16 protein-coding genes are annotated in these 17,441 nt (G+C 66.6%); 4 read left to right on the top strand and 12 right to left on the bottom strand.

From position 1 onward, the window contains the following. Positions 1–98: 98 nt before the first annotated feature. The 3 genes from P5F91_RS26885 to P5F91_RS26875 are packed head-to-tail and all read right to left on the bottom strand — an operon-like array spanning position 99 to position 2,917. Positions 99–1,625: a sensor histidine kinase gene (locus P5F91_RS26885; RefSeq protein ID WP_277908742.1), complete on the bottom strand. Its 1,527-nt coding sequence runs from the start codon at positions 1,623–1,625 to the stop codon at positions 99–101. After that, positions 1,570–2,454, bottom strand: coding sequence for a response regulator transcription factor (locus tag P5F91_RS26880; protein WP_277908741.1), 885 nt, complete (start codon positions 2,452–2,454; stop codon positions 1,570–1,572). Before P5F91_RS26880 ends, P5F91_RS26885 begins: the two co-directional genes overlap by 56 nt. Continuing rightward, positions 2,390–2,917 carry a hypothetical protein gene (locus tag P5F91_RS26875; RefSeq protein ID WP_277908740.1) on the bottom strand — a complete coding sequence of 176 codons (528 nt, stop codon included), beginning with the start codon at positions 2,915–2,917 and terminating at the stop codon, positions 2,390–2,392. The genes P5F91_RS26880 and P5F91_RS26875 overlap by 65 nt, the downstream gene beginning before the upstream one ends. Before the next feature lie 737 nt (positions 2,918–3,654). On the opposite strand from P5F91_RS26875, the gene P5F91_RS26870 reads away from it, so the two are divergent. Further along, positions 3,655–4,878 (top strand): glycosyl hydrolase family 28-related protein, encoded by a 1,224-nt coding sequence (locus tag P5F91_RS26870; RefSeq protein ID WP_145610250.1) that lies wholly within the window; start codon positions 3,655–3,657, stop codon positions 4,876–4,878. Between the two features lie 77 nt (positions 4,879–4,955). Here the strand turns inward: P5F91_RS26870 and P5F91_RS26865 are convergent, their stop codons facing one another. Beyond that, positions 4,956–5,714, bottom strand: coding sequence for an SDR family oxidoreductase (locus P5F91_RS26865; protein ID WP_145610249.1), 759 nt, complete (start codon positions 5,712–5,714; stop codon positions 4,956–4,958). A gap of 122 nt (positions 5,715–5,836) precedes the next feature. On the opposite strand from P5F91_RS26865, the gene P5F91_RS26860 reads away from it, so the two are divergent. After that, positions 5,837–6,736 carry a helix-turn-helix transcriptional regulator gene (locus tag P5F91_RS26860; protein ID WP_145610248.1) on the top strand — a complete coding sequence of 300 codons (900 nt, stop codon included), beginning with the start codon at positions 5,837–5,839 and terminating at the stop codon, positions 6,734–6,736. Here the strand turns inward: P5F91_RS26860 and P5F91_RS26855 are convergent. From P5F91_RS26855 to P5F91_RS26845, 3 genes are all read right to left on the bottom strand, one after another. Continuing rightward, entirely contained in the window at positions 6,726–7,793 is a 1,068-nt protein-coding gene (locus tag P5F91_RS26855; RefSeq protein ID WP_479684996.1) for an alpha/beta fold hydrolase, read from the bottom strand. The two genes, P5F91_RS26860 and P5F91_RS26855, sit on opposite strands and share 11 nt — an antisense overlap. Positions 7,794–7,967: 174 nt before the next feature. Next, entirely contained in the window at positions 7,968–8,429 is a 462-nt protein-coding gene (locus P5F91_RS26850) for a Dps family protein (protein ID WP_088873085.1), read from the bottom strand. 247 nt (positions 8,430–8,676) lie between these two features. Continuing rightward, the gene (locus P5F91_RS26845; protein ID WP_277908738.1) at positions 8,677–9,375 is read right to left on the bottom strand and encodes a pirin family protein; all 699 of its coding nucleotides are present in this window, start codon (positions 9,373–9,375) and stop codon (positions 8,677–8,679) included. Between the two features lie 146 nt (positions 9,376–9,521). Between P5F91_RS26845 and P5F91_RS26840 the strand changes: the two genes are divergently transcribed. Beyond that, positions 9,522–10,445 (top strand): LysR family transcriptional regulator, encoded by a 924-nt coding sequence (locus P5F91_RS26840; RefSeq protein WP_277908737.1) that lies wholly within the window; start codon positions 9,522–9,524, stop codon positions 10,443–10,445. A 102-nt stretch (positions 10,446–10,547) separates the two neighbouring features. Then, positions 10,548–13,478 (top strand): ATP-binding protein, encoded by a 2,931-nt coding sequence (locus P5F91_RS26835; protein ID WP_145610244.1) that lies wholly within the window; start codon positions 10,548–10,550, stop codon positions 13,476–13,478. 15 nt (positions 13,479–13,493) lie between these two features. Here the strand turns inward: P5F91_RS26835 and P5F91_RS26830 are convergent, their stop codons facing one another. The 5 genes from P5F91_RS26830 to cyoC all read right to left on the bottom strand — a co-directional run bounded on the left by P5F91_RS26830 (position 13,494) and on the right by cyoC (position 17,437). Continuing rightward, positions 13,494–14,258 carry an SDR family NAD(P)-dependent oxidoreductase gene (locus P5F91_RS26830; RefSeq protein ID WP_145610243.1) on the bottom strand — a complete coding sequence of 255 codons (765 nt, stop codon included), beginning with the start codon at positions 14,256–14,258 and terminating at the stop codon, positions 13,494–13,496. A gap of 63 nt (positions 14,259–14,321) precedes the next feature. Further along, on the bottom strand, positions 14,322–14,879 hold the full coding sequence (locus P5F91_RS26825; RefSeq protein ID WP_145610242.1) for a response regulator transcription factor: 558 nt from the start codon (positions 14,877–14,879) through the stop codon (positions 14,322–14,324). Further along, positions 14,866–16,194, bottom strand: a complete 1,329-nt coding sequence (locus P5F91_RS26820; protein WP_145610241.1) for an ATP-binding protein — start codon at positions 16,192–16,194, stop codon at positions 14,866–14,868. The genes P5F91_RS26825 and P5F91_RS26820 overlap by 14 nt, the downstream gene beginning before the upstream one ends. Positions 16,195–16,427: 233 nt before the next feature. Next, the gene (cyoD, locus tag P5F91_RS26815; RefSeq protein WP_040849428.1) at positions 16,428–16,799 is read right to left on the bottom strand and encodes a cytochrome o ubiquinol oxidase subunit IV; all 372 of its coding nucleotides are present in this window, start codon (positions 16,797–16,799) and stop codon (positions 16,428–16,430) included. Continuing rightward, positions 16,799–17,437, bottom strand: coding sequence for a cytochrome o ubiquinol oxidase subunit III (cyoC, locus tag P5F91_RS26810; protein ID WP_145610240.1), 639 nt, complete (start codon positions 17,435–17,437; stop codon positions 16,799–16,801). Before cyoC ends, cyoD begins: the two co-directional genes overlap by 1 nt. Positions 17,438–17,441 lie beyond the last annotated feature (4 nt).

The raw sequence follows: 17,441 nt of genomic DNA, 5'->3' as shown, positions 1-17,441 counted from the left end.
CAAATGCAACCAAAGAGAGATAAGGCGGCGCTCGACACTATAATAGGGAGTGGCAACCACCCCAAGAATTTTTCCCTTGAAAGTTGTGCTGAAGGGCTTCACGTCACGGACGGCAGGACGATGTGGACCTTCAGGCCGCCACCGATGCGGTTAGTGGCGGTGACCGTGCCGCCCAGCGCCTCGACATTGCGCTTCACGATCCACAGGCCCAGGCCGGCGTGGCCGGGCGATCCCGCCTTGGCGTCGCGGCGGGCATGGTCGGGCGGGCGCAGGGAGAAATAGCGGTCGAAGATGTTGTCGATCTTGTCCGGGTCGATGCCGGGGCCGCTGTCCTCAATGGTGAGGTTGATGACGCCGTCCTCCTCCTGCAGGCGCACGGCGATGGCGCCCGCGTCGGGGGTGAAACTTACGGCGTTGTCCAGGATGTTCTCCACCACCACGGCCAGGGCGACCTTGCCGGCGCGGACCAGCACGTCGGGGGGCAGCTGGCGGCTGAGGCGGATTTGCCGCGCCACCAGCACCTCGCGATAGCTTTTCAGGATGTCGGCGACGATCTGGGTCAGGTCCACCGCCTCGCGCGGGGATTCGATCATGTCCGCCATGGTGTTATCCAGGCATTGCGAGGCGGAGATCAGCGCCTTCAGCCGGTCCAGCGACAGCTCGATCAATTCGGCGGCGCGCTTGCCCCGGGCGTGCTCCGCCGGGATCAGGCGCTTCAGCGGCTCCAGGCAGGCCTGAATGGTGGCGACCGGGCCCTTGAAGGAATGGGCGTTGTCCTCCGCCGTCTGGCGGATAACGCCGGCCACATGGTGCAGGTCGTGCACCAAGCCGTCGAAGTCGCGGGCCACGCTGTCCAGCTCGGGGATGGCGTTGCGGCTGGCGAAGGTGTTGCCCGCCACCCGGCCCTGCCGGATTTCGCGGGCGACGTGGCGGAAATGGCGGATGTGGCGGCGCACGGACAGGGCGGTCAGCAGGGCGATGACGGCCACGGCCAGGTACAGCATCAACGACAGCCGCACCTGTGGCGTCTGCCAGTAGGGGCGGCCGATGGCGGTCGCCAGCAGTTCCGATGTGACGTGGGAAGAAACCAGGACCCAGCAGCCCCAGCGGCTCTGGATGGGCACGACGGAGGTCAGTATTTCCTCATGCCCCGTGGGCTGGGTGTAGCGGATGTCGACCGGCTTGTCCCAGGTGCAGCTTTCCGCCACCTGCGAGACGATGCCATGGCGTTGAAGGTTGTCCAGGATGGCGCCCAGGTCGGCCGCGCCGACCTTGGGGGCCGAGGCCAAAAAGTAGAAGCCGCCGTCCTGGCCGGCGGCTCCACCCTTGGGCTGGAACATCAGTTTCAGGTTGGTGCCGTCGCCGCCATATTTCGCCAGCTCCTCGTTCAAGGACGCGGTGGGCGGACCGCTTTCGCGGTTCAGCAGCGGCTTCAACGCCTGGGCGATGAGCCAGCTGCTGTACCGCAGGTTCTTGGTGACAATCTCCCTTTCCTTGCGGTCCGCCGTTTCGAATTGGCCATAAAGGATGAAGGGAAGGGCGGCGAAGATGGCGAGCAGGAAGCCCAGTCTAACCGTGAGTGATCCGGATATCCTGCGGGCGGCCCACCTCAGACGCCGCGGCATCGATGGTTGCCGGATCACGCCATCGGTAGCCGAAGGCCGCGAAATTCTCAATTTCCGCAAAGCCACGATCGATAGCATTGAACTTGCTCCGGATCCGCTTGATCGACGAGCGCACGTTGGTCCGGAAGCCATCCTCGCCGCTGCCGGCGACGAACCCGCTCCAATGCACGCGGTCGTAAATGGCCCGGTAGGTGACGTGCTCGCCCAAATTGGCCACCATGAACTCGACGATACTAAATTCGGTAACCGTAAGCATCACGTCGCGACCCTGCCAAAAGGCTCGGTTGACCTTAGGCTTAAGGGTAAGCTTGCCGCAGACGATCTCATCCCCCGACTTAGCCGTAGGGGTAGGAGCGGCCGCCGCGGGCGGCTGCAAAATCAGGCGGATGCGGCGGGCCAGAACAGACATGCCGCGGGTCTTGTCGATGAAGTCGACGGCGCCGCGATCCAGGGCCAACGTCTCGTTGGCGGGCATGGACATGCCGGTCAGGAAGATGACCGGGATGCGGCAGCCGCGTCGCCGCAGGTCGGGCAGCAGGTCAATGCCCAGCGTGCGCTCCAGGCACCAGTCGATGACCAGAATGTCGGCGGCGCCGTCATCCAGGCCCGAACCGTCGGGGCTGGTCAGGTAGTTGATCAGCGACTTCGCGTCGGCGAAGCCGGTGACGGTGAAGCCCAGGTCCTCCAGTTCGCCCGTGGCCGCCTCGCGAAACGCCTCGTCATCGTCGACAAGGACCACGCGGGCCGGCACGGCCGGCAGGACGTCATTTGGCTTGAGCCACGGACCGGAGGTCGGCCAGGCAGTAGCGTTTGCGGTCGCCGGTGTCATTGTCACTTGTCACCTCATAGCTTAGGACGCGGTAAGCCTGCGTCTTGATGTCGGGGTACAGTGTCAGGTCGACGGTGCAGGTCCCGTGGCGGTAAAGCCATTCCTTCCCCGGGGACAAGTCCTGCTGCGAGGAAGGGGGACCCATCAGGGCCTGTAACTGGGATTCGTCCATACCCACCAGCTCGATATCGGACGGTGCCATGGCGCCGGCGCTGGCCGCCGCCGGTGTCGTCTGGGACGGGGTGGGGGAGGGGGAGGTGCGGCGGGCGGCCGCCACGCGGGCGGTGTCACCCGTCCCGGTGGCGGGGGCCGCCGGGGCCTTGGCACGGGTTGGGGCCGGTCGGGTGACCGCGATCTTCTGGGGGGCGGGCTTGGCCTGCTCCCACGGCGGCAACCAGGCGGTGCAGCCCGACAGCAGCATCAGCCCTACCAGGCCTGCCCGATGCCAAAGTTTTGCGTACACCACAAAAAACCTCCATAAGGGACGACCTCCGTCAGCCCGCCCTTCGGCTGAAGCCAAGGGGCCGGTCACGCGCATCTATGGGGTGGTCCCTCCCGGGGAGCCTGCCTTCGAAGGCGGGTGGTCCCCGGTAGTGGGGCCGCCGCCTTTTTTATGGTTAAGAAGTCATCCGTCCCCGTTACTGGCACGGGATCATGGCATCACCGTGGCGTGGGGCCGGTCGCTTGCTTCACTACCGAAAGGCACTGGTTGGACAGAGCTGCTTGGTTAGGTCGATACCGATTGAGCAAGTGGTGATTACATACAATTTAACATAAAGGCAATCTATCAAACGGATTGGTGCCGTTTGCAAGCAGGGGAACAATGCCCTGCAGTGGCGCGTGGCTGCTATTGGGCATTCGGCGAACACAGTTTCGTCACATGGCGCGGGTGGCATATGTCTATTGCAGTGCGGCATATGACGAAAACCTGCCTATGTCTCCAGTGGTGGATGAAGTCGGTATAAAATGGCGGGAAATTTGCTGTCGGAGGTATACCGAATGCTACCTCTATTTGCGCGGTTTTGGTCTTGCGAGACTGTACGTGTCGGTGAATTCTGATACGGCACCGCCGAAAGAGAGCTGCCACCCTCTTCCCCCATAGGTCTAGCGCTCCTTAAGCTGGAACTTCCTAAACGGCCAGGAAATTCAGGCTTCAACAGGGACAGTGGCGGAACACATTGTTCTTCAGCGAGGTAAATCATGGATCGCCGACATTTGATCGCGGCCGGTGCCGCGCTGCCCTTCGGCTTGTCTGCGGTGGCCGCCGCGCGCGCGGGCGCACCGGCCCCTGATGAGGCCGAGGGGGCCGTCCAGGTGGCGCAGACCACCACGGCCAAGGCCACCCCAACCATTTATGACTATGGCGCGGTTGGCGACGGCGTCACGGACGACAGCGCCGCCTTTTCCAAGGCCTTGGCGGCGGCGGCCACCAAGGGGCTGATGGTCATCGTGCCGGCCGGCACCTACGCCATCGCCAAGACCATCTCCTTCGTATCCACCCAGGACGCGGGCAAGCCCTGGGGATTGCAGGCGCAGGGCGCCACCCTGGTGTCGACCATCACCAACGGCACCGACATCATGAGCCTGCAGGCGGTCAACACCGTCCGCTACTTCCGCATCCTGGGCGCCATGAAGATTCTGGGCAGCGGCAAGGACGGCAACGGGCTGCGTATCATCGCCTACGGCAGTTCCTATTTCTTCTACAACGTCACCTTGGATGGCTTGTGCATCGAGGGCGCGGGCCTGAACGGCCTGCTGTTCGAGGGCAACGTCTTCGAATCCCTGCTGGTCGGCTGCTTCTTCCAGGACTGCAAGCAGAACGGCGCTGTCTTCGCCCAGTCCAAGGGCGGCGTTTGCTCCGCCATCACCGTGGTGGGCTGCTTCTTCGCCCAGAACACCAAGTGCGGGATGATGGCCACCAATTTTGATTCGACATACGGCGGCACCACCGATGTCCGCATCTTCGGCGGGTATTGCCGCGACAACGGCAGCTACGGCTTCTATTACAACAACGGCACCTCCAGCGGTGCGGCCATCGAGCAGGTGGGCTTCGAGAACAACTGCCGCTCGCTATCACCGGGCGACCCCAATGGCGCCCATGTCTACGGCTTGGTGCAGATGCGGTTGCGCAACTGCACCGGCTATAATGAGGGCGGCGGGGCCACCTACATGGTGCGCGGCTGGTTCAGCAACCTGACGGTGCTGGACAATTGCGACCAGTCGTCCGGCGGGGCCATGGCAACTACCGGCAAATCGCGGCTGGCGCAGGTGAACGGCAACGCCGCCGGCCACGTGCTGATGCGGCAGTCGGGCGGCGGCTTCGACATGGTCAACGGCGCCGGCTGCACCTGGGCGGCGGAGAATTGCTACGGCACGTCCCCTGTCGGCGCGCTGAATTTGAAGACCACGATGACCTCCGGCTGATCCACGTAGCCGGATTCCGGTTAAGCCGCATGGACCGGCGGGATCATCGCCCGCCAGTCCATTAGCATGTTACCCTGTCACCACGGCAGGGCGCCTTCGTCGTTGAAAAAGCCGCCGGTCGGCCCGTCGTCCGGCAGCAGCGCCAGGCGGATGGGCGTCGCCGCCCCTTGCGCGGGCGTCCGCGGCCCACTGTGACGGTTGAGGTCGGTGGCGCAGTGGCCGGGGCAGGCGCTGTTCACCTTGATGGGCGTGTCCTTCAGCGCCTTGGCCAGCTGCGCTGTGACGCCGTTCAGCGCCGCCTTGGACGACGCGTAGGCCGGGACGGCCAGCCCGGCGTAGGGATGCCGGGGGTCGCTCATATTGGTTAGCGAGCCCAGGCCGCTGGAAACGTTGACGATGCGGCCGGCAGGCGCTTGGCGCAGCAGCGGCAGCAGTGCCTGGGTAACGGCGACGGGGCCGAAGACGTTGGTTTCATAAACGCGGCGCATCACTTCCACGTCCACCAGGGGCTTGCCTTCGCGCGCGGCATCAGCCTCTTCCCGCGCGGCGATGCCCGCGTTGTTCACCAGGATGTCCAGCCGGCCGAAGCGCTGCTGGATGCGCGCCGCTGCATCCAGGATAGAGGCCGGATCGGTCACGTCCAGGGTCAGGGCGTGGGCGTGCAGGCCTTCCTGGGTCAACTGGCCGGCGGCATCGCGGCCCAGCGCCTCGTTCCGACAGCCCAGCAACACGGTAATTCCGTGCCGCCCCAAGCCCCGCGCGATCTCCAGCCCGATGCCTTTGTTGGCGCCGGTAATGAGGGCCACACGCGAATCGATGGGGAGGGGATTTGTCATGATCATTCTCCGGTCAGGAAACGGCCCACGGCGCCTGTGCGTGGCCGGTCTGGACCAAAGAATGACCAGCGCTGTATCCTATAAGAAGAATCCAGTTATCCTACTATTGGGACTATCAGGCTATGGACAGCCCCCTACCCGCAGGTGTTTCCGTAGACGGCGGTAACCGGGCGTTCGCCGCGTTCCTGCGTGACCGGCGTCGGCATCTCGACCCGGCCTCGGTCGGCCTGCCTGTGGGCCGGCGGCGGCGCACTCCCGGCCTGCGGCGGGAGGAGGTGGCGCAGCTGGCTGACATAGGCACCGCCTGGTATACGGCGCTGGAGCAGGGGCGAGACGTCCGTCCGTCCGACCAGGTATTGGCCAACCTGGCGCGCGCCCTGCGCCTGACGGCGGTGGAACGGGACCATTTGTTCACCCTGGCCGGCCGCCGGCCCCCGGCGCGGCTGGAGGGCACGGGCGACGGGGTGGACGCGCAGTCATTGGTGTTGTTACGCCGTCTCGAACCGGATCCGGCCTACATCGTGGATGCGCGTTGGGACGTGCTGGCCTGGAACCAGGGAGCGGCGGACCTGTTCCGTTTCGACGCCGAGGCGCCAGCCTATGCGCGCAACATGCTGTGGCGCTACTTCACGCGCTCCCCCTCTCCGGAGGAACGGTCGGATTGGAACGCCACCGCCCGCGCGCTGGCCTCCATCTTTCGGGGACAAAGCGCCGCCCATGCCAATGATCCGCGATTCCGAACCCTGATCGACGATCTGCTGGCGGCCAGCGACACCTTCCGCCGGGTGTGGCCGGGGCAGGAGGTGCGCGCCCTGTGCGCGGGGCGCAAATGGCTAGACCATCCGCTACGGGGCCGGCAGGAGTACGACTTCGTGCCTCTGTCGCTGCCATCCATGCCGGGGGCGTCGCTGATGGTCTATCTGGCGCGCCCGGCGGCGGCGGACAGCGACACGGGTATAGGGGAGCACGCCATGGAGCGCACCCCCCTTCCCAGGCCGTTCACAAAGCCGCTCAGCCCTTAACGAACGCCAGCAGGTCGGCGTTGATGGTGTCGGCGTGGGTCGTGGCCATGCCGTGCGGCAGGCCCTTGTAGACCTTCAGGGTGCCGTTCTTCACCAGCTTGATGGCCAGGTGCGCGGAGTCCGCGATCGGCACGATCTGGTCGTCGTCACCGTGCATGATCAGCACGGGCACGTCGATCTTCTTCAGATCCTCGGTGAAGTCGGTTTCCGAGAAGGCCTTGATGCAGTCGTAATGGGCCTTGATGCCGCCCATCATGCCCTGGCGCCACCAATTGTCGATCACGCCTTCCGACACCTTGGCGCCGGCGCGATTGAAGCCGTAGAAGGGGCCCGCCGGGATGTCGCGGTAGAACTGGGCGCGGTTGGCCACCAGCTGGGTGCGGAAGCCGTCGAACACCTCCAGCGGCAGGCCGCCCGGATTCTTGTCGGACTTCACCATGATGGGCGGCACCGCGCCGACCAGCACGGCCTTGGCCACGCGGCCCTTTTCGGCGCGGGCGACATAGTGCGCCACCTCGCCGCCGCCGGTCGAATGGCCGACGTGGATGGCGCTCTTCAGATCCAGTGCCGCGGCCAGGGCGATGACGTCGGCCGCGTAGGTGTCCATCTCGTTGCCGGTGTCGGTCTGGGTGGACCGGCCGTGGCCGCGGCGGTCATGGGCGATGACCCGGTAGCCATGTGCCAGGAAGAACATCATCTGGTTGTCCCAGTCATCGGCGCTCAGCGGCCAGCCGTGATGGAAGACGATCGGCTGCGCCGTCTTGGGGCCCCAGTCCTTGTAGAAAATCTGGACGCCGTCCTTGGTGGTGATGAAGCTCATGGCATGGGTTCCTTTGTCGGCCATATGCGGGCCGGTGGCGGGGGAAACGGTTTCGGTGGGGGCGGCAAGGGCTGTTGCGGCGCCAGTGGGCAGCATGGCGAGGGCGGCGATGGCGCCGCCGCCCATCAACACGGCGCGGCGACCCGTGCCCGGCCCGCCCCCGGTGACGCCCAGGCTAGAGACGGCCGGCTGGTCGTCGCCGGCTGGGGATGGGTGGATGTCGTTGTTCAGAGTCATGACCCTGCTGTTCCTGGTGTGTCCGGGGTGTGTCCGGAACCGGGACCCGGCCCCCGACGGCGCCCAAGGTAGGGGCGACCGGGGGCCGGTGACTTGCAGGGTTGAACGCGATTTGGCGGTTTGTGCGCTGAAATGATGAACCGGCCGAAAGAAAAGCGGGCCGGAACAAGGGGATCAGTCCTTGGCGATGGTCTGGTTCAGGAACCAGGCGCGCTCTTCCGCCTCGTCGATCCAGTTCTCCAGCAGGCTGGCGGAGGCGACGTCGCCCGCCTCGTCGCATACCTCATGCGCCTCGCGCAGGATGCCGGCCAGGGTGACGTTGTCCTCGTGCAGTTCGCGCAGCATGTCCAGGGCGCCCACCTTCTCGGCGTCGTTGTCCTTGATGCGCTGCAGCTTGGCGATCTGCCCGATGGACTTCAAGGTGGTGCCGCCCACCTTGCGCACGCGCTCGGCAATGGCGTCGGTGGTGGCGAAAATCTCCGCCGCCTGCGCGTCCAGCAGCAGATGGTATTCGCGGAAGTGCGGGCCGGAGATGTGCCAGTGGAAATTCTTGGTCTTCAGGTACAGGGCGAACATGTCGGCCAGCAGCGGCGTCAGCGCGCCTGGGACGCCTTGGAAATTCGGCTTGGTGCTCATGGGTGGGAACTCCCGTCGTGGATCGTGAGGATGCGTGGGGCGTAACAGCCCGTTTCGCTCCTGTCTTGTAGGGTTGCCCCCGTCTTGAACGGTTGCACGACTATCGCCAGGAGCCGCCGGTATCGGCGGCCAGCATCAAGCATTTAGGGCCTCGCCGCGCCGTTCCAAGACCCTGGGCCGGTTCCCGGCCGGGCGATATAAGGCCGAAGGACGGGGCACCGCCGTTGCGGCGGCGCCCCGGTACTCGTCAGGCGGCGTCGACCAGCACCACCTCGGCGTCTTCGACACCCACCACCTCGACCGTGGCCTGGTCGGTGATGGCGGCGCCATCACGGGCCTCGATACGGACGCCGTCGATTTCCACCACGCCCTTGGCCGGAACCAGGTAGACATGGCGGCTGGGGTCGACGGTCAGGGTCACCCGCTCGCCCGCCTTCACCGTGGCGCCCATGACCCGGGCCTTGGCACGGATGGGCAAGGCGCCCTCATCGCCGGTGAAGCCGCTGGCCAGGGTCACGAACTTGCCGGACCGGTCGGCCTTGGGAAAGGGCTTGGCCCCCCAGGAGGGCGTGCCACCCCGCGTTTCCGGCTGGATCCAGATCTGGAAGATGCGGGTGGTTTCGTTCTCCAGATTGTATTCCGAATGGCGGATACCGGAACCGGCCGACATCACCTGCACGTCGCCGGCCTCGGTGCGGCCTTCGTTGCCCTGGCTGTCCTGGTGGGTGATGGCGCCGTCGCGGACATAGGTGATGATCTCCATGTCGGCATGCGGGTGCGGCGGGAAGCCGGACTTGGGCGCGATCTCGTCATCGTTCCAGACCCGCAGGCTGCCCCAGCCCATGTTGGACGGGTCGTAGTAGCTGGCGAACGAGAAATGGTGCTTGGCCTTCAGCCAACCATGGTTGGCGCCACCCAGCTTGGCGAACGGACGACGTTCAATCATGACAAAGCTCCTTGCTTTCATCCTTGGCGCGGCGTCGGTGGGCGCCGCTGACAGGACCTAAGATGGCCCTGGTTGACGCTGGCGAAAATAGAAACTATGGAACTTCATCATTTCCATTTTTGACGCCATGACACCGGAGAGTCCCCATGCCCATCCCCGACCTTGAGGCCTGGGCCATTTTCGCCAAGGTGGCGGAAACCGGGTCCTTCGCTGCCGCCGCCAGTGATTTCGGCGTCTCCAACGCCACGGTCTCCAAGGTCATGAAGCGGCTGGAGGAACGGCTGGGCGAACGGCTGATCCACCGCACCTCCCGCCGGTTCTCGCTGACCGAAACGGGGCGGGTGCTGGCAGTGCGCGCGGCGCAGATCCTGGCGGAGGGGGAGGCCGTGGAGGCGGAGGCCCAGGCCAAGTCCAGCCAGCCGCATGGCCGCGTGCGCCTGGCCGCCCCCATGTCCTTCGGCGTGCGCCATGTGGCCCCGGCCCTGCCGGATTTCCTGACAGCCTACCCCGACGTCACGGTAGACTTGCAGCTGGATGATCGGCTGGTCGATCTGGTGGCCGGAGGGGTGGACGTGGCGCTGCGTATCGCCGAGCTGACCGACTCCAGCCTCATGACCCGGCGTCTTTGCCCCGTGCGACGATGGGTGGTCGGGGCGCCCAGCTATTTCGCCCGCCGCGGCATGCCCGTCCGGCCACGCGACCTGAAGGATCACGCCTGCCTGGTCTACAGCTATCTGGCGACGGGGGAGACGTGGCGCTTCGTCCATGTGGATGGCACGGAGGAATCGGTGCGGGTCAAGGGGCCATTGAGCGCGACCAACGCCGACGCGCTGCAGGACGCGCTGCTGGCTGGGCTGGGGGTGGCCATGCAGCCGGATTTTCTGGCGTGGGAGGCGGTGCGCGATGGCCGCCTGGTGGTTGCGTGCCGCGACTGGGCACCGCCACCCCTGGCCATCAACCTGGTGACGCCGGCGGGCGGTCCGCGCGCCGCCCGGGTGGCGGTGCTGCTGGATTTCCTGGCGCACCGCTTCACCGCCGGTTCGGCACCCTGGACACGGGAGCTGGCATAGCGCCGCCCCATAAGGCAGGCGTATAGGTTGGCGGCGGAATGGTTGCCTTTATTAACCACTTTTGTTCGGATGCAGAAAGCGGTCTACCCCGGGGCCTGACCCATGCCTGAACAAGCAACAACAAAGCCATCGGCCGAAGCCGTCTATCGGTTTGGCCCGTACAGCCTTTATCCGGCCCGCCGGCTGCTGACGGCGGGTCAGCCCATCGACCTGCGCGGCCGGGCCCTGGACCTGCTGCTGGCGCTGGTGGAACGGGCGGGTGAGGTGCTGGACCGGGCGGAGTTGGAAAGCCGCGTCTGGCCCGGGCTACACGTCGGGGAAAACAACTTGCGCGTCCAGATGGGCAAGTTGCGTCGGGCGCTGGGGCAGGATGGCGACGACGGCCCCTATGTCGGCACGGTGCCAGGCCAAGGCTACCGCTTTGTCGCCCAGGTCCTGAAAGAGGGGGCGGGGCCCGCCCCCCCGACATCCCCCGCCATGGCCGCCTTCGCCCTGTCGCGGCAGATGGCCCCGCCACTGGGCCGGGATGAAACCATCGCGACGCTGGCGGCAAGCCTGGGTCGGCAGCGCCTGATTACCATCGTCGGGGCTGGCGGCATGGGCAAGACGACGGTGGCCCTCGCCGTGGCGGCCGCCGTGGCTGGGCGCTATCCGGACGGCGTGGCGTTGATCGACCTTTCCGCCGTGGGGGAGGGCGGGCTGGTAGAGACCGCGGTGGCCGCCCGCCTGGCGCCCCATATCCATGCCGCCAATCCCATGCCGGCCCTACTGGCCTTCCTGAAACCCCGGCGCATGCTGCTGGTGCTGGACAGTTGCGAGCCGGTGATCGCGGCGGCGGCGGCGCTGGCCGACGCCTTGTTGGCCGGCGCGCCCGGTCTCGACATCCTGGCGACCAGCCGGGAGCCGCTGGGGCTGGAGCGGGAGCACGTCCACCGCCTGGCGCCGTTGGTGGTGCCTATGCGGTCGGAAGGTCTGAGCGCCAGCCAAGCCTTGGCGCATTCCGCGGTGCAGTTGTTCATGGCGCGGGCGGCGGCGGGGGCTGGCGGCGGCGCGCTGACGGACGCGGAGGCACCCGCGGCGGCGGAGATCTGCCAGCGTCTGGACGGCATTCCCCTGGGTTTGGAACTCGCGGCCGGCCAGGTGGCCGCTTACGGCATCACCGGTGTGGCATGCCGGCTGGACGACCGCCTGGGCTTGCTGGTGCGCGGGCGGCGTACCGCGCCGCCGCGTCACCAGACGCTGCGGGCGGCTTTTGATTGGAGCTACGCCCTGTTGTCCGGCGCGCAGCGGGCGGTGCTGAACCGGCTGTCGGTGTTCGTCGGCGGCTTTGATGCCGCCGCCGCGATGGCGGTCGTATCTCCGGCCGACCTGGATGGCGAGGGCACCAGCGGGCATATCGTCGACGAACTGGTGGCCAAATCCCTGGTGGTGGCCGACCGGCGGGGGACGGAGGCGCGCTACCGCCTGTTGGACACGGTACGGACTTACGCGGGGGAGTGGCTGGAGGCCAGTGGTGGCGGTGCGGAAACCCGGGTGGCCCACGCCGCCCACTATCTGCGCCTGTTCCAGTCCATCCTGCCGGAGTGGGCCACCCGCCCGGCGGGCGAGATGGCGCACCGCTACGCGGTGGAGATCGATAACGTCCGCCAGGCGCTGGACTGGTGTTTTAACCATGCCGGTGATGAGGGAGTACGCGTGGGGCGGGCACTGGTGCTGGCCGTGGCCCCCCTTTGGCAGTGTCTGTCCCTTGGTATGGAATGCCACCGCTGGGCGGCGCTGGCGCTGGGCAGCCCCCTGCCCCACGCCGATGATCGGCAGAGCCTGGACTTGCAAATGTTATGGGTCATGGCCGTCACCGTGATGAGCATCGCACCGCCCGATCAGGTGGCCGCGTTGTGGGAGGGAGTCCTGGCCACCGCCGGCCGTCTGGGTGATGGGGACGGCCGGCTGCAGGCGCAACAGGGCCTCTATTTCTGCCATCTTCAGCAGGGCCGGGTGCGCCAGGCGCTGGAACTGGTCCGGGGCATGCGGAAGGATGTGGCCGAGGGGGGCGATCCGTCGGCTCTTGCGCTGGCTGAGCGTATGGTTGGCGGGGCGCTGTACATATTGGGCGACCCGGCAGAGGCCCGCCATCACACGGAGATGGCGTTAAGCCTGGCGGAGAGCGGGCCGGCCACGGGGCGCCGCATCCGGTTTCAAATGGACCAGCAGATCGTGGCGCGCGGCGCGCTGGCGGGCATGCTTTGGCTGCAGGGGAATATCGACCAGGGAATGGAACAGTTGCGCCGTTGCCTGGAGCAGGCAATGGCGCTGGATCACGCCTACACCACCTGCGTCGTGCTGGGGCAGTCGGCCTGTCCTCTGGCCATGATGACGGGGGATTGGGCCGCGGCGCAGCGACACAATGATCTGCTGACGCTGCTGGCGGAGCGGCACGGTTCGCTGACTTGGCAGCCGTGGGCACGCGGCTTCGGCCTGATCCTGCGCCAGAGAGCCGGCGGGACGGCGGAGGGGTTGGAAGAACTGCGTCGCCAGATGGCGAATATCGGCGACCTGTCCCATGCGCGCTATGGCATCCTGGTGCGCGAGACAGCGTTGGCCCTGGCGCGCGCGGGCGATTTGGAGGGCGGCTTGGCGATGGTCGGGGCGGCATTGGCCCGCGCCGAGGCCAATGAAGAAGGCTGGGCTCAACCGGAACTGATGCGCCTGAATGGCGAACTGCTGTTTCAGCGGGGCGACAAGGCGGCGGCCGAGATGCTGTATCGCCAGGCGTTGGCGGTGGCCGAACGTCAAGGGGCATTGTCCTGGCATCTGCGGGCGGCGATCAGCCTGGCCCGGTCGCAGGCCCGCCAGGGGCGCGTCACCGACGCGCCGGATCTGCTGGTCCGGGCGGTCGGCCGCGTCAATGGTGGACGACCAACGGCGGAGGTGGACGTCGCCCGGGTGCTGCTGGGTCACTTCCAGGGTGTTCCAGCGCCGGACCACGTGCTGGACGGCCCGGCGGGACCCGCTGGCGGCCTGCTGGCGGCTTGATGGTCCCGACGCCGATCAATCCGTGATCAGCGTCCCGCCGTCCACCACAAGGTTATGACCGGTGACGAAGGCGCCGGCGGCGGAGGCCAGGTAGACGGCGGTGCCCGCGATCTCGCGCGGCGTGCCCATGCGCCGCAGGGGCGTCTGGGCCATACGCTTCTCGAAACGGGCCGGGTCGGCCTTGAACACCGCCGATAGGTCGGTGTCGATCAGGCCGGGGGAGATGGCGTTGACCCGCACATTGCCGGGGCCGTACTCCACCGCCATGTTGCGCGCCATCTGCGCCAGGGCCGCCTTGGTCATGGAATAGACGCCCAGCCCGCGGTTGCCGCGCAAGCCGGACAGGCTGGACATCAGGATGATGGCACCGTCCCCCCGTGCCGCCATGGACGGAGCGATACGGTTGCATAGGCGGAAGGCGCTGCGCAGATTGATGGCCATGACACGGTCATAGGCCTCATCCGGTGTGGTGGCGCTGGGGCCGTTGTGCAGGTTCAGGCCGGCGTTGCAGACCAGGATGTCCATACCGCCCAGCCGACTTTCCGCGGCGGCCGCCAGGTCGTCCAGGGCGTTGTCATCACTGACGTCGCAGGGAATGGCCAGGGCGCTCAACCCCTGGGCCGCGAACGCCGCCGACACCTGGGCGCAGTCGTCCGGCACTTCGCTGGAGATGATGACTGTCGCGCCGGCGCGGGCCATTTCCAGGGCGATGGCGTGCCCAAGGCCCCGTGTCGATCCGGTGATGAGCGCCCGCTTTCCTTCCAGGCTGAACAGATCCATGACCCCTCCCGTTTTCTGGTGGGGCCCATTTCCAGCCAGCCAAGGTTGTGCCGTCAACCGGAATTAACTGACGCGCTGCTTGGCCAATTTGCGGGCCAGGGTCCGGCGGTGCATGCCCAGGCGGCGGGCGGCTTCCGAGACGTTAAAGCCGGTATCGGCCAGGGTCTCGTGGATGCGTTCCCACTCCAGCGTCTTGATGGAGGTGGCGCGGGTGGTCAGGCCGACGCCGCTGTCGCCCTCGGTGCGGCCGAAGGCGGCCTCGATGTCGTCGGTGTTGGACGGCTTGGCCAGGTAGTGGCAGGCCCCCAGCTTGATGGCTTCCACCGCCGTGGCGATGCTGGCGAAGCCGGTCAGCACCACGATCTTCATCTCCGGATCATGGGCGTGCAGCATCTTCACGCATTCCAGGCCGGAGGCCCCGGCCAGCTTCAGGTCCACCACGGCGAAGTCGGGCGCCTCTTTGGTCAGCAGGTCGGGCACGGCTTCCGCCCGGTCGCAGCTCACCACATGATATCCCCGCCGCTCGAACGACCGTTTCAGCGCCCGGCCGAAGGACGGGTCGTCTTCCACGATCAGCAGGACGGGGGCGTCCTCGTCGGCAATGGGATTATCGTCCATCATCGGCATCCTCGATCACCCCATCCGCGATTATTAGCGATTCGATGGGCAGGCGCAGTTCCACGGTGGCGCCACCGGCTGGGTTGTTGTCGGCGGTTACCCGGCCACCCAGTTTGCGCGCCACATTGACCGTAAGGAAGAGGCCAAGGCCACGGCCTGGTTTGTTCTTGGTGGACTGGTAAGGCTTGCCGAAACGGGCCAGGATGTCGGGCGCGAAGCCCGGCCCGCGGTCCTGCACCGTGACGGTCAGCAGGCCGTCATGGCAGGCGACGTCGATACCGACCCAGGCGGGGCTGGCCTCCAACGCGTTGTCGAAGACGTTGAACAGGCTCTGCTTGATGGCGGTGTCGGACACGATGGCCACATCGTCGGTGATGTGGTTGGTGTAGTCGATGGCGCGGTCGGCGTGAGCCCGGCGCCAGTCCGCCACCACGGCGTCCAGGAACCGCACCAGGGTCGTGCGCTCCGCCCCTTCGCCCCGCGCCTCGCCCGCCGTCAGCAGGATGCGCGACACGATCTCCTTGCAGCGGGCCAATGCCGCCTGCATCTCCGCCACGTCGTCCAGCAGTTCGGCGTCGCGCTCGTTGGCCGGCATGTGCTGCCAGTCGTTCAGGATGACGGACAGGGTGGCCAGGGGCGTTCCCAGCTCATGCGCGGCACCCGAGGCCAGCAGCCCCATGCGCACGATGTGGTCCTCCTCCACCGACTTCTGCCGCAGATCGGACAGGCGGGCATCGCGCTGGCGCAGGTTGCCGTTGATGCGGGTGACGAAGCTGACCGCCAGCACGGAAGCCAGCAGGAAGCAGATGAAGGTGCCGGCCAGGTACAGGTCGAACACCCGGGGCCAGGCCCCTCCGGCCGAGGCCAGCCCCTGGGAGAACAGGGCGATGTCCCGGTGATAGGCCGTCAGGCCGACGAAGCAGGCGCTGGTGAGGCCCACCAGGGTCCAGGTTAGGGCCGGCTGCAACAGCACGGCGCCTAAGATGACCTGCAGCAGGAACAACGAGACGAAGGGGTTGGTGGCGCCGCCACTGAGGTACAGCTGCACCGTCAGGGCGGCCACGTCCAGCAGCAGGCCCAGGAACAGTTCGCCATTGGCGATGTGCGGGCTGGTGCGGCTGCGGTACAGGCTGACCAGATTCAGCAGCACCAGGAACAGAACCACCCCGGCCATGGGAATGAGGGGCAGTTCGATATCGAACCAGGCCTGGGCCATGGCGATGGTCGCCACCTGGCCGCCGACCGCCAGCCATCGCAGGGTCACAAGAAGAAGCAGGTTCTTCTTGTTGGTGGTGTCCTGGATCGAAATCTCTTCCATCCTGTCCCTAGTCCCTCCCGGTGACGGATGTCTTTTCCGGTAGGACTAACGGTTCAACGGGGGGCCGGCAATGACGAAGGCGACCACGGGGCCATCCCGCCGCAGGGGGCCGGGTGGTCTCGTGGTCGCCCTGACGGTGCCCAACGGCACGGTGGTCAACAGCGCGGGTTTGGTGGGAAAGCGCCCGGGGGGAGGGGAGGATGCTGATCCAGCCCTGCCCCCGGGAAGACGCCTTACTCCATGGGCATGGCGCCCGGCATCATGTTGGCGTTCAGGTGCAGCATGACCCACCAGGAACCAACCACCAGGATGGCGACGATCAGCAGTGTGAACAGGAAGGCGGCCATGTTCCAGGACCGGGCCGACGAGCTGTTCATGTGCAGGAAGTAGACCAGGTGCACGATGATCTGGACGATGCCCAGGCCGAAGCACACCGGGATGGCGGTCCCGGCCGGCAGGGCGCCGGACATGACCAGGCCGAAGGGGATGGCGGTCAGGATGACCGACAGGACGAAGCCGACGATGTAGGACTTCACGCTGCCGTGAGCGCCCTCGCCATGGTGGCCATGATCATGGCCGTGAGCAGTGGTGTGTGCGGTAGCCATCACGCGGCCACTCCCGACAGGTAGACGATGGTGAACACGCCGATCCAGACGATGTCCAGGAAGTGCCAGAACAGGCTGAGGCAGGTCAGGCGGACGATGTTGGCGTGGGTCAGGCCGCGGCGCAGCACATGGGCGATCAGCGTCACCATCCAGACCATGCCGGACAGGACGTGCAGGCCGTGGGTGCCGACCAGGGTGAAGAACGACGACAGGAAGGCCGACCGGTCGGGGCCCGCACCCTCGCCGATCAGCTCGGCGAACTCATGCAGTTCCATGAACATGAAGCCCAGGCCCAGCAGCAGGGTGACACCCAGCCACCGCAGGGTGGCCGACTGCTTCTGCTTCTCGGCGGCGATCATGGCCATGCCGTAGGTGAAGCTGGACACCAGCAGGAAGGCGGTTTCACCGGCCACGTAGGGCAGGCTGAACAGCTCCTTGGCGTCCGGCCCGCCGGCCGTCTGTCCGCGCAGCACCGCGAACGCCGCGAACACGGCGGCGAACAGGATGCAGTCGCTCATCAGGTAGATCCAAAACCCCAGCGTGGTCTTGGAACCATCGTCGTGGTGGTGCTCGTCATGAGCCTCCACGGCATTAAGCAGGGCCGCGTCGGCGGCCGCGACGGAATGTGCGTTGCTCATCGTC

It is taken from the genome of Nitrospirillum amazonense (assembly GCF_029594735.1).
In the GTDB taxonomy this organism is placed as follows: Bacteria; Pseudomonadota; Alphaproteobacteria; order Azospirillales; family Azospirillaceae; genus Nitrospirillum; species Nitrospirillum amazonense.
The sequence above is the reverse complement of the archived record's forward strand: the minus strand, read 5'-3'. Positions and strand labels throughout refer to the sequence as shown.